The sequence below is a fragment of the Novipirellula caenicola genome (assembly GCF_039545035.1).
Taxonomy (GTDB): Bacteria; Planctomycetota; Planctomycetia; order Pirellulales; family Pirellulaceae; genus Novipirellula; species Novipirellula caenicola.
The window spans coordinates 24,405-36,245 of record NZ_BAABRO010000032.1; the positions used below are offsets into that span (position 1 = coordinate 24,405).

At 56.4% G+C, this 11,841-nt stretch carries 10 protein-coding genes; 7 read left to right on the top strand and 3 right to left on the bottom strand.

The features are described from left to right. Window positions 1-22 precede the first annotated feature (22 nt). The 3 genes from ABEA92_RS30035 (at window position 23) to ABEA92_RS30045 (ending at window position 5,096) form a co-directional block, all read left to right on the top strand. The gene (locus ABEA92_RS30035; protein ID WP_345689341.1) at window positions 23-1,918 is read left to right on the top strand and encodes a S1C family serine protease; all 1,896 of its coding nucleotides are present in this window, start codon (window positions 23-25) and stop codon (window positions 1,916-1,918) included. Beyond that, entirely contained in the window at window positions 1,915-2,931 is a 1,017-nt protein-coding gene (locus tag ABEA92_RS30040; protein ID WP_345689343.1) for a S1C family serine protease, read from the top strand. The genes ABEA92_RS30035 and ABEA92_RS30040 overlap by 4 nt, the downstream gene beginning before the upstream one ends. 188 nt (window positions 2,932-3,119) lie before the next feature. Continuing rightward, window positions 3,120-5,096, top strand: coding sequence for a PDZ domain-containing protein (locus ABEA92_RS30045; protein WP_345689345.1), 1,977 nt, complete (start codon window positions 3,120-3,122; stop codon window positions 5,094-5,096). A 50-nt stretch (window positions 5,097-5,146) separates the two neighbouring features. Here the strand turns inward: ABEA92_RS30045 and ABEA92_RS30050 are convergent, their stop codons facing one another. Next, window positions 5,147-6,079: a sugar phosphate isomerase/epimerase family protein gene (locus ABEA92_RS30050; RefSeq protein ID WP_345689347.1), complete on the bottom strand. Its 933-nt coding sequence runs from the start codon at window positions 6,077-6,079 to the stop codon at window positions 5,147-5,149. A gap of 170 nt (window positions 6,080-6,249) precedes the next feature. Beyond that, window positions 6,250-7,032 carry a TIGR00282 family metallophosphoesterase gene (locus tag ABEA92_RS30055; protein WP_345689349.1) on the bottom strand — a complete coding sequence of 261 codons (783 nt, stop codon included), beginning with the start codon at window positions 7,030-7,032 and terminating at the stop codon, window positions 6,250-6,252. 65 nt (window positions 7,033-7,097) lie between these two features. On the opposite strand from ABEA92_RS30055, the gene ABEA92_RS30060 reads away from it, so the two are divergent. Further along, window positions 7,098-7,250 (top strand): hypothetical protein, encoded by a 153-nt coding sequence (locus ABEA92_RS30060; RefSeq protein ID WP_345689351.1) that lies wholly within the window; start codon window positions 7,098-7,100, stop codon window positions 7,248-7,250. 31 nt (window positions 7,251-7,281) lie between these two features. Here the strand turns inward: ABEA92_RS30060 and ABEA92_RS30065 are convergent, their stop codons facing one another. Next, complete coding sequence (locus ABEA92_RS30065) at window positions 7,282-7,776, bottom strand: low molecular weight protein-tyrosine-phosphatase (protein ID WP_345689353.1); 495 nt, start codon at window positions 7,774-7,776, stop codon at window positions 7,282-7,284. 830 nt (window positions 7,777-8,606) lie between these two features. Here ABEA92_RS30065 and ABEA92_RS30070 point away from each other — a divergent pair. The 3 genes from ABEA92_RS30070 (at window position 8,607) to ABEA92_RS30080 (ending at window position 11,729) form a co-directional block, all read left to right on the top strand. Next, entirely contained in the window at window positions 8,607-9,032 is a 426-nt protein-coding gene (locus ABEA92_RS30070; RefSeq protein WP_345689355.1) for a hypothetical protein, read from the top strand. Continuing rightward, window positions 9,029-10,513: a sodium:solute symporter family transporter gene (locus ABEA92_RS30075; protein WP_345689357.1), complete on the top strand. Its 1,485-nt coding sequence runs from the start codon at window positions 9,029-9,031 to the stop codon at window positions 10,511-10,513. Before ABEA92_RS30070 ends, ABEA92_RS30075 begins: the two co-directional genes overlap by 4 nt. A gap of 166 nt (window positions 10,514-10,679) precedes the next feature. Continuing rightward, window positions 10,680-11,729 carry an aspartate/ornithine carbamoyltransferase family protein gene (locus ABEA92_RS30080; RefSeq protein WP_345689359.1) on the top strand — a complete coding sequence of 350 codons (1,050 nt, stop codon included), beginning with the start codon at window positions 10,680-10,682 and terminating at the stop codon, window positions 11,727-11,729. Window positions 11,730-11,841: the final 112 nt, after the last annotated feature.

An 11,841-nucleotide genomic window follows, 5' to 3' on the forward strand; every position in this document is an offset into this window, starting at 1 on the left:
TTCGATCGTGAGCAAGGCTAGGATGACAAAACACTCAGCGATTCCGCAGCAACATCGAATCGACACCGTTGCGATGATGATCGCAGCCATGACGATCATCTTCATGGCGATGGCGGCGTCGGGATCGACGTGGGCCGCCGAAGGTCCGCTGAAGCTTTCACCACTGTTGGCCGAAGCCGAACAAGATCGGATCGAGGCCATCGAGCGGGCGATGCCATCGACCGTTTGTGTGTTTGTCCCGGGCGGAGGCGGCGGAGGCAGCGGTGTGTTGATTTCACCTGACGGTTACGCGTTGACCAATTTTCACGTTTCCAGCCCCGCCGGGAACTACATGCGATGCGGGCTCAGCGACGGCAACATCTACGATGCGGTGATCGTCGGGATCGATCCGGTCGGCGACCTTGCACTGATCCGCTTGCTCGGCCGCGACGATTTTCCCTATGCGACGCTCGCCGACAGCCAAAAAGCCAACGCCGGTGATTGGTGCATGGTGATCGGCAATCCATTTCTATTGGCCTCGAATCTTCAGCCTACCGTGACCTGGGGCATCCTCAGCGGCGTGAACCGGTATCAATATCCCTCTGGTACGCTGCTCGAATACGCCGACTGTTTACAAACCGATGCCTCGATCAACCCCGGCAACTCCGGCGGTCCGCTGTACAACGCCGACGGAGAGCTGTTGGGCATCGTGGGGCGTGCTTCGTTCGAAAAACGAGGGCGAGTCAACGTCGGCGTCGGTTACGCGATCAGCATCAACCAAGCCAAAAACTTTCTCGGCTACCTGCACAGCGGTCGCATTGTCGATCACGCGACTTTGGGGGCGACCGTGGCGACCGATCCAGACGGAAGCGTGCGAGTGTCCAACATTTTGGAATCGAGCGACGCGTACCGCAGAGGCTTGCGTTATTCGGCTGAGATCATCGAAATCGATGGGCGTGTAGTTCATACCGCAAACGATGTGCAAAATGTGATCGCAACGCTGCCAAGCGGATGGCGAGTGAAGGTGGTCTATCGCTACGAAGGCAACACGGTCGAAACCTTGGTGCGGCTGATGAGCGTCCATGGGCAAGACGAATTGCTCGAAAAGATGGCCGGAGCGATGCCACCGCCGCCACCTCGCGAGACCCCGAAAAAGAACCAAGACGAAGACAAAGACGAGCAGGAAGAAGACAGCGAGTCGGACGCCGTGCCGGATGCCGAGGGAGACGTCCCCGCCGCGGTCTTGGCGGTTTACGAAGAACGCCGCGGCTTTGCCAACTATTTCGCCAACCAACAAAAGCAAAAGGAATTCATCGACTCGCTAAGAAACCAATTCCCCAGCGGAGATGCGGGGCAAACCCGTACATGGTCGATCCAGGGCAAAACGTCCAAGGGCGAGAAAGTGTTCATCTATGTCTCGGACGATCGTTTGTCGATGGTCGTTGGCGAGACGCCGATTGAACCGGAGACAAAATCGGATCTGTACGAAAGCGTCGAAGCACGCTCCTTTGCGGGGGCGATTCCGGCGCTGGACGCATGGCGACGGATGCTTGACAAAGGCCCCAAAAAGTTTGGCGAGACCATCTACTGGGGCACCATGCCCTTGGCGGGCGAGCGACCGCTTCGCGACTGCGTGGTCGGCAGCGACGGCGAGTTTGAAATTCGCTGGCTGTCGCATCCCGACCACAATCAAGTCGAATGCATCGAGGTGTTTGCCGATCGCGACGAGGATCCCGCTGAACTGTGGATTCATCGCGACTCGGATAAAGCGGACGCGAAACCGGTTTCTCTCGAGGTCCGCTATGGCGTCGATTCGATATTCGAGATGACGATCGATTCATGGGACATTCTCGACAACAACGCGGCTGACGATAAAAACGAAGACAACAAGGACGCAGGCAAACCCGCCCCACAAGATCAAGCGGAGCAACAAGGTTGATTGATTTCCCATCCGGTCGCGTGATCGCGATCCTCATGCTGGTCTGGTTACCGATGGCGTCGGCACTCGCGGAGCCATCACTTGAACAGGCCGCCGCACATGCGCAGCAGCGTGTCGTTAAGATCTACGGCGCCGGTGGCTTGTCGGGACTCGAAGCCTATCAAAGCGGCTTCTTGGTTTCCCCGGCGGGACACATTGCCACGGCTTGGAGTTACGTGTTGGACGTTGAGCCAACGGTGATTCTTGACGACGGACGCCGCTTCGATGCCGAGATTGTTGGGTTCGAACCATCACTCGAACTGGCAGTGCTGAAGATCGATGCGTCGGATCTGCCGTTTTTCGAAGTCAGTGGCGATACCAACGCTCAGTGGGGTGATCCTGTGATCGCGGTTAGCAACTTGTTTGGAATCGCAACCGGCCGCGAACCCGCCAGCGTGATGCAGGGAAGCGTTGCCGCGGTCACCACGCTTGATGCTCGGCGTGGAACGTTCAAGACCGCCTATCGTGGCCAAGTCCTGATATTGGATTTGGTTGCCAACAATCCAGGCGCCGCCGGAGGCGCCGTCGTCAACGCCAATGGCGAATTGGTCGGCATGTTGGGCAAAGAACTGCGAGATGCATCGACGGGGGTGTGGCTCAATTATGCTTTGCCTGCCGCCGCGTTTCGCAAAACGATCGGCGACATCATTGCCGGACGTGTGGTTCAACCGATGGACGACAGCGAACCCAAGTTGCCTCGTGATCAATCGCATTCACTCGCGACGCTCGGTTTGGTGATGGTCCCCGATGTGCTGGAGTCCACCCCGGCGTATGTCGATCATGTTGTGGCAGACAGCTGGGCTTCGCGTGCTCAGGTGCGAACCGACGATTTGATCCTGCTGATCAACGGACGGCGAGTCGAGGGGCAGCGATCGCTCCGCAACCTGCTTCGCACCATCGATCGTCGTGACCCGGTGGAATTGACGATCCAGCGGAATTCCGAAATCATCCCCATCACACTCCGAGCCAAGTAATCACGATGATTTTCAGTGCGAAACCCAATGGCTTGCGCCGCTGCGTCAAGGAACTCGATACGAAACCGGCCGGCCTGCACCGTTCCGCCTGCAGCCCGTGGGCCTCTTGCAGCTCACGGGCCTCTTGCAGCACACGGGCGACCGCGCTGCGATCGCGGCCAAGACAGTGGCAGACACCGACCTATTTGATGTTCCTTGCGAGCGTCGCCTTCGTTGGCATCTCGATCGCCGTGGCACCATCACACGGACTTGCCGCGGACGACGTTTCCTATCGTCAAGCGATGGCCGAAGCGGTGCGGGCGACCGCGAACCATGTGCTGTCATCGGTCGTGGTCGTTGAAGTCGTCGGCGGGACCGGGGGTGCCGAAGGCGAAGTCGAACAAGACGCACCGACCAGTGGTGTGATCGTCGACAAGGATGGTTATGTGCTTGCCTCGAGCATCGTGGTGCGTCGTCCCTCGGCCACGATCCTGGTCGTGTTGCCGGACGGGTCGCGACATGCCGCCGAGGTCGTCTCGAAAGATGAACACCGTGACTTGGTGCTGCTAAAGATCAAGACGGACACTGAACTGACCCCGATCCCGCTGCCTGATCAAATCGATGCTCGCATCGGCCAAACCACGGTCGCAGTCGGACGCTATGGGATCGATGCTTCACCGCTGGTCAGCCGCGGCGTGCTGAGCGGCCAGGAACGGCTAGACGGAATCGCGATCCAAGCCGATGCACGGGTCACCGCCTCGTTTTATGGCGGGTTGCTGGTGGATTTGTACGGCAACGCTTTGGGGATCTTGATTCCGGCAGTTGCCGAGGGTGGCGCCGAAGCGGACACCGATTGGTATGACTCGGGGATTGCGTTTGCCATCCCGCTTGACGTCGTCAAAAAGAACCTGGCTCGCATGCGAGCTGGCGACAACATCAAAAAGGGACTGATTGGGATCGTCGCGAAAAGCAAAGACCCGTATGAAAACCAGACGGAACTTGCTGCCATTCGAGTCCGATCGCCCGCCGAAGCTGCGGGATTGAAGGCGGGCGACAAGGTGCGTGCATTCAATGCCAAGAAAGTCCAACGACATCAAGATGTGCGACTGTTGCTGGGGAAATTCGATGCCGGTGACACCATCTCGATCGAAGTCGAACGTGATGGAAAACCGCTCACCTTTGACGTCACGCTGACCGATTCGATCCCACCGCTGCAACCGCAGCGTTTAGGGGTGATTGCGGTGGACCAGGCCCCCGCGAAAACGCAAGACGATGATTCAGAGGACGAGGATTCCACCGACGAGGATCCCGCCAAACAAGTCGTCATCAGCGAGGTGATCACTGGCACCGCGGCCGACGGGAAACTTGAACCCGGCGATATCATCCAAAAGATCGGCGTCGCCGAAGTGGATGGCGTGGAGTCGCTTCGCCGTCAAATGATCGCTGCCGAGCCAGGCAAAGCGATCGAACTGACCGTCAAGCGTTCGGAAGAGAACCAAACGATCACGCTGACCCCCGATTCGATCGACAGCGGCGTGATGACGGCGATCCCTAAAGCTTGGGGCGAGATCAAAGCCAAATGGTCGATCAAAGAACTGAAGCTACCCGACGCGGCCAATGTTGCCGCGGTCTTGGCGCCGCAAAACGATGCACCTGTGAAGCAATTGGGATTGATGGTGTTGCTGATGAATCCTGGCGAAGCCGCTCCGAAAGAATTGCTTGCGTCATGGCGCGACGTCGCCGAAAAAACGGGAGTGGTCGTGTGTGCTGTGGCCGCAGAAGACAACCAACGATGGCAACCCAAAGAGATTGAGGTCATCAGCCGATTCGTCGCGTCGATTCAAAAGACATCGGCCATCGAACCTATGGCCGTCGCCGTCGCTGCCCCCGGCGCGATCAGCGGGGCAAAAGCCGAAGCGGCCGATTCGATGGCGTTGGCGGTCGCAATGTCCGCGAGCCGTACGTTCTACGGCGTTGCGGTGTCGGCAAAAACACGCCCGCCGGCGGTTCGGCTGCGAGAAAATGATGCGGAAGCGTCACTGCAAGTTCTGCTGCCAATCGAACGAAACGCGGAACCACCCACCTGGGCACCGACGCTGAAGAAATCGGGATACCCCGTCGTCCAAGCGGGCGACGTGGACAAAGAAACGCTGCTGCGATGGGTACGTCTGCTGCAAGCGATCTAGCGACGCAATCCGACTAGCTTCACGAGCCGTCCAAACTCTTTCCACGCAGCCTAGATCCCGAGTGCCTTTCGTAGCGAATCGGCCACCTTGGGAACGTGCGTGTATGGCGATTCTTCCTCGTATTCCAAAACCACGAATCCTTGATAGCCGGCATCTCGCAAAATTTTGCCGATGCGGTCCAAGTCCGCGGGAGTCTTTTTTCCCGACGGCGATTTCATCGTCGTTTTGACTTGAACGTTCACGGCATAAGGGACGCATTGCACTAGGTCCGCGTACGGGTCATCGGAGATAAAATTCCCGGTATCAAGATTCATGCCCACCCAGGGGCTCTGAACCTGCTGCATGATGCGTAAACATTGCTGGGCCGTCAGTTGACCGTGATTCTCGACGCCTAGGAAAATTCCTTTCGCCGCGGCATGCTCGGCACACTCTTCGAGCGCCGCGATCGCTTCGGGCATTCGCTCGGGCTGTTCGTCGATTTGTTTTTTCGTGCCGGCAAAAAAGCGGACATGCGGTGCACCGAGAATCGCGGCGTTGTCGATCCATTTAATGGCGTCTTGAATCTGTTGTCTCAGCTTGGGGCCTTTGCCGACGGTAAAGTCGTTGCCAATCGCCGTGCCTGCGATGGCCACGCCTTGCTGGAACGCCTTGCGTTTTAGTTCGAGAAAGTAGTCGTCGGTCGGCAGCGGGTCAAAGAAGTAACTCGTCAATTCGGCAGCATCAAAACCGTGCATCGTGCAGTAGTCGATGAACCCGGCCATGTCGATCGCAGGACCATCGTCGGCCGGTTTTTGTGGCCGTTCCTTCATGAACGAAAAATAGCTGCGGAATGAGTAGGCGGCTAACCCTAGTTGGAAACGCGGAGGCCCAGAGCGGTCAATCGGCTCTCGCGCCGCAACCGGATTGGCGAATGATTGACACGCGATCGCGGCACTGGTCCCTGCAGCCAAAGTGTTCTGAATAAATTGTCGTCGTTTCATCATGGTGCACCTGCGGAATCCAATCGGTTGTCAATCAAGTAAGCTGGGGTGAAAACGCTTATTCTGACACAACCGGCGCCGCAATGGGGTTGTTTCAGGGTCCCGCAGGCCTACTTTTCACGCATCTTTTCGCGTTGGCGTTCACGTCGGCTGATCGTGTCGGCTGATCGCGTTCATTTATCAATGCGTCGTTCAAACCGCTCGATCGATGTCGCTCGGCCATTCACATCCGATTGGACAATCGCCCCACAAAGCCGCACGTCGTCGGTTGCGACGTGAAAATGGCACGGTTCAAACGTACGCGTTGTCTGGGTCACGCGTTTAATGTCACGCCCGATGATACTTGCATACGGGCCGCACATGCCCACATCACACTGGAACGCGGTGCCACCGGGAAAGATACAACCATCGGCAGTGGGCACATGAGTATGCGTGCCAAGCACCGCCGTGACACGTCCATCCAAATAACGACCAATCGCCTGTTTGTCGCTGGTCGCTTCGGCATGAACATCCACAAGAATCTGTTTTGTCGCGTCGCCAATTTCTTCCAACACCCGATCGATCGCGATGAAGGGGCAATCGACCGGACGCATGAAGACTCGCCCCAACAGCGACACGATCGCAAGCGAGCCCCCGCCGCTGGTTTTCACGATCGTCCAGCACTTGCCGGGGGCATCGGGAGGAAAGTTGGCGGGTTTGACAATCCGCTTGCTTGTTTGAAGCGTTTTCGTGATCTCTTTCTCACGATAGATATGGTCACCTAGCGTCATCGCATCGACGCCAGCATCCACCAAACGACGATATTGACGCGAGGTCAACCCTGATCCATCGGCTGCGTTTTCTGCGTTGACGACCAATGCATCCAATCGCAACTCTTTACGCAGCGGTTCGGCGTGTTGCAGCACGGCGGTGTAGCCAGGTTTGCCGACAACGTCACCGAGAAACAGGATTCGCATCAAATTGGATTTTTGTTAGACGGAAGAGAGAGAGGGGAGGAGCATCTTTGAACGATGGCGAACTCATGATAATCACCACGCGTGGTCCACGCGAAGAGATGACGCGAAGCCATGCCGCGTTGGCGATGCATCTTCAACCGAGGACGCCCACTGAACCGACGGCACTTGTGCAAACGAGGGTGATCGCGAGAGCCCCCACAGCCGAAGACCGATGCTAGCGAAGACGCAGCATATGGAATTCCGGCTCGATCAAATGTCGTCGAATTCGCCTTCGAAGATATCCTCGCCCGCCAGCGTTTGCATGATCAACGGGCAGCCTTCCTCGAGCATATCGAGCACTTCGCCGAAGCCTTCCTCTTCACCGTAATACGGGTCGGGAACATCGTTGGGCCACTCGTCATCGAGATAGTCGCCAAACATGCGGATGTGTGACTTCGACCCTTTTCGCAGGTCGTGCAAAAAGGCGTGAATCTCGGCGTCCATGGCCAGGACCAAATCAAATCGTTTGGGGTCTAGATCGGCCGCCGTGACCACTCGAGCACGGCTGGTCAATTCGTAACCGCGTGCTTCGGCGGCCGAACGCATTCTCGGATCGGCGAGTTCCCCAACGTGAAACGCCTGCGTCGCCGCCGAATCGACTTCCAAATCGACACCATATTCTTGGGCGAATCGCTTCATTACTGCCTCACCAGCAGGCGAACGGCAGATATTTCCCATACATACAAATAGGATTCGTTTTGTCATTGAAGTTGCACCCTACAGAGAGGTGTCTCGGAAGCGCGTAGCAGTTAATGTGAATTCGACTGAGTATAACATTTTGCGCCAAAATTGCAGGTGCACTCCGCGTCCGAACCACGCGGCAAAGCAAGCAAAAGACCGATTTGGCTCGCTGCTGAATTCGTCGCGTGATACCGTGACAGGCCCCGACTGCTGATCTTACTGCAACATCACCCTGACGACCTCCGCGACGCCAGATCAAGAAAACCTTATCGAAAAAAACGTTACGGCTGGTTGATTTAATCCAAATGCAAATCGCATCGGTGAGCCGTGAGGCACCGGGTAGCGCGTGGGCCCCGGCCGCTGACGCGCGAGTGGCTCACTAAATCAACAAGCCGTTTACGGCGTCCGCCCCAAACGGCTGTCGAATCCAGCAGCCTCCATCCTCGGGGGGTGAGTGGGGTGGGTTTTGGATCATCACAAAATTTGGTATCCTTGTCGCTTCAATCGAAACATGACAGGCTTTTCACGGGCGGTAACTCACCGCGAAAACTGAAAATTCGAACTTCGTTTGGACGACCTCACGTTGAGATTCTTGGTGTTCACCCCACAAGAGAATCACGCGAATTGAAGTTAACGAAAATACTTTGGCGGTTTGTTTGACTTTGAACACTACGAACGGTTCGTAATAAAAATCGCGAGTTATTTTCACAGGAGATGCGGTGTATTTTTGCCGTCATGGCATAACGTTTCACAGGAGCTTGGCAGCGTCGATGACGTTGTTTTTTCTTTGGCTCTCTCTTGTTCAGGTTTCACCTGTTTTCGGTCAAGGTCCGTCGATTGATTCGGCCCCTGCGATGCCCGCTCAAGATCGCGGTAGCGACGCGGCACAGCAAACGCTCGCGTTCGAGAAAACGGAATTTCCTGTCAATCACGAAGGCTATGTCTCGTTGAACTGGAACGAGGTGCCGGAGGCGAGCGAATACGTTTTGCTAGACGATTCTCAGCGAATCCAATACCGAGGTGCCTTTCCCGTTGCCTTTGTCTCAGGACTTTCCGATGGCACCTATCCGTTTCATGCCCAGGCCAGGAATGCCGACGGCGATGTGATCGCAGCGACTCAGGTTCCCGCGGTGGTGGTGGTACAACATTGGCCAATGGCGTATGCAGCGGGGCTGTTTTTTGTCGGACTGGCCGTGTTTCTTGTACTGCTGTTTTTGATCACCTGGGGCTCGTGGCGGGCTGAACCGGCGGGGCAAAAACCAAGTGAGGACCCTTCATGATTGTGGCTGCGACTCCGATTTTGAGTTCGACAGCGGGCTATGTGATGTTGGCGTTGTTCAGCGTCTTGTGGATTTCGCTTGGTCTGTGGTGGGGACGATGCGCCAAATCTTACGACGGGTTTGCAGTCGCCGGCCGAAACGTCGGATTAGCGCTAGCGACAGCAACGGCGGTGGCAACGTGGATCACGTCGAACACCACGATGTTGGCGCCGCAATTTGCACTGCAATTGGGGGTATGGGGTGCGGTTGCCTACGCGACGGCGAGCTTCGGCTTGTTTGCGTTTGCCCCGATGAGCGGTCGCATTCGAAAATTGATGCCTCATGGGTATACGGCGGTTGAATTTGTCCGCCGTCGCTACGGCACCTGGGGAACCGTCCCGTTTCTGATCATTTCGATGTTCTATGCGTTGACCTGGCTGATATCAATGTCGATGGCCGGCGGCAAACTGCTGAATGTATTGTCCGGAATCCCCTACGAAGTCGGCATGACCGTGGTCCTGTTGGTATGTGTTTTGTACACGCTGTTTGGCGGGATGTATGCGGTGATTGGCACCGATTTTATTCAAAGTTTGATCATTTTGGTCGGACTGGTGGTGGTCGCCATCGCAGTCCTTGTCAAAATCGACATTGCGGATGTGCACGAAAAATTAACACTGGACCGACCGATGTTGTTGTGGGTCTTATTTCCAGCCGCTTTGATGTCGCTTTTCAACAATATGTTGTTTAGTTTTGGCGAAATCTTTCACAGCAATGTGTGGTGGAGCCGCGCGTTTGCGATGCGAGAAGGCGTTGGCCCCAAGGCGTACGCACTCGGTGGGCTATTGTGGTTGCCCGTCCCGATCCTTGCTGGTTTCCTCGGCTTGGCGGCTCCCACCCTTGGCATCGGCGTCAGCCAGCCTGATACGGTCGGCCCATTGGTGGCCGCGACGCTATTGGGGTGGGGCGGTGCCTTGTTGGTCTTTGTTATCGTTTTCTGTTCGTTGGCATCAAGTATCGACAGTTTGTTAGCAGCCACTTCGGACTTGATCGTCAATGACGTTGTCGAGCGTTGGTCGCCTCACCCGTTGTCGGACACCGCCAAGCGGCGTTATTCGGCGATCAGCATTGTGCTGCTTGGCGTGTTGTCGTGGTCCTTTGCGTGGCCGAACATGGGGACGCTGGCGACGGTTTTGTTCTTTGCCGGACCGATGGTGGGCAGTTGCATTTGGCCGATCGTTGGCGGTCTGTATTTTCGACGCCCCAGTGCCGCAGCCGCTTGCAGCGCCATGGTCTCGGGCAGTATCGTCGGCTTGGCTGCGTATCAATGGATCGGATGGTTTGTTGGATCGTTGGTCGGTGCAGCGGTATCCGGACTCGTCTTTGGTTTGGTCACCCTGTTCGCGCCCGACAATTTTCAGTTTGAACGACTTTCGACTCTCGATGACGACCAAGGTGTCGTTGACGCGGCAGAGACACGCCAACCGGTGGGAGCGAATTCCTGATGATGTTTTCCGTCTCTTTTCTACAATGGCTCGTCGTGGGCGCGTTGGTGCTTTGCAGCATTGGGGCGATCATGCTTGTCGCGTTTTTGTTCTTCGATTCTCGTGGTAAGAAAATATGGTGAAGAACGTGAGCACCGATACAAACACAAACTCTCAATCTCTTCGCATGACAACGGATGTGGCGATGAACTCCAAAGGAATGCAATTGTGTCCCGGCGACCTGCTTCAAACGAGCGACGGCAAGATTGACCGCGAAGCACTCAAGGCACTCGCGGGACAATCGATTTTGAACCCACGGCAATTCGATCGCCGTACCGTCATCGCGATCGCTCAACTGGCCGCGGTGCTGGAAATGCGAAACGTTGAAATCGACAAACCGCTCGATGGCAAAATTGCCATCACCGCCTTTTTCGAAGCCAGCACACGCACCCGTTTGTCGTTCGAAAGCGCGGTGCAGCGACTCGACGGCAAAGTGTTGTCGGTACCCGATGGCCAAGTCACGGGCGTGGCCAAGGGTGAATCGCTTGCCGATATCGGCGAGATGTTCAATACCTATGGCGACGTGGTCATCATGCGACATCCCGAGACCAACAGCATGGACGAGATTCGTCGCAACTTGCAGCGACCGCTGATCAATGCAGGCAATGGCTCTGGCCACCATCCGACGCAAGCGCTGATCGATTGGTACTCGTTGCTAAAATGGAGACCCGAGCTGTGCAAGGACGATTGTCCCGAAGACCGCCGCGTCCACTTGGGCATCATTGGCACGCCTGGTTCCATGCGAGCGGTAAAAAGCTTTCTGCGACTGTCACTCATGTTCGCCAATTCGGTCAAACGAATTACGTTGATTTCGGAAATGGCGGATCCCGTCGGTTTGGATTTGACCGAACCGATCGAAGAGTCGCCGATCCCAATCGACATCACCAACGACGTGCAAGAAGTGCTGCCGCATTTGGATGTCGTGTACGTCAATTCGATCGCATTTTTAGGCGACAGTTATCGAAACCTTGACGGCCGCTATAAACTCGACCGAAGCAGCAATTTAAAACCCGGTTCAGTCATCATGCATCCGCTCGCCCGCAACGACGAGTTATCCGAAGACTTGGACGAAACCGAGCACAATCTTTATTTTGCCCAAGCAGCGGGCGCCGTGTTCGTGCGACAAGCCCTGCTAACGGCAGTGCTGGATCGCTTGGATCGAATCAGCGGAATCTAATCTCAGCGCGATTGTCAAATCGCTTCGGCGGAAAGGCGGCACGGCAAGTCGGGCCCGTAGCGCGTCCCTGCGCCGACTGCATTTCCACCAAACCAATACATCCCCCAAAATA

Excerpts from the sequence above, each read along its gene's own strand:
- ABEA92_RS30080 (WP_345689359.1), top strand. The coding sequence starts at position 10,680 with ATGACAACGGATGTGGCGATGAACTCCAAAGGAATGCAATTGTGTCCC.
- ABEA92_RS30065 (WP_345689353.1), bottom strand. The coding sequence starts at position 7,776 with ATGACAAAACGAATCCTATTTGTATGTATGGGAAATATCTGCCGTTCG.
- ABEA92_RS30070 (WP_345689355.1), top strand. The coding sequence starts at position 8,607 with ATGCCCGCTCAAGATCGCGGTAGCGACGCGGCACAGCAAACGCTCGCG.
- ABEA92_RS30055 (WP_345689349.1), bottom strand. The coding sequence starts at position 7,032 with ATGCGAATCCTGTTTCTCGGTGACGTTGTCGGCAAACCTGGCTACACC.
- ABEA92_RS30045 (WP_345689345.1), top strand. The coding sequence starts at position 3,120 with ATGTTCCTTGCGAGCGTCGCCTTCGTTGGCATCTCGATCGCCGTGGCA.
- ABEA92_RS30050 (WP_345689347.1), bottom strand. The coding sequence starts at position 6,079 with ATGATGAAACGACGACAATTTATTCAGAACACTTTGGCTGCAGGGACC.
- ABEA92_RS30035 (WP_345689341.1), top strand. The coding sequence starts at position 23 with ATGACAAAACACTCAGCGATTCCGCAGCAACATCGAATCGACACCGTT.
- ABEA92_RS30060 (WP_345689351.1), top strand. The coding sequence starts at position 7,098 with ATGATAATCACCACGCGTGGTCCACGCGAAGAGATGACGCGAAGCCAT.
- ABEA92_RS30075 (WP_345689357.1), top strand. The coding sequence starts at position 9,029 with ATGATTGTGGCTGCGACTCCGATTTTGAGTTCGACAGCGGGCTATGTG.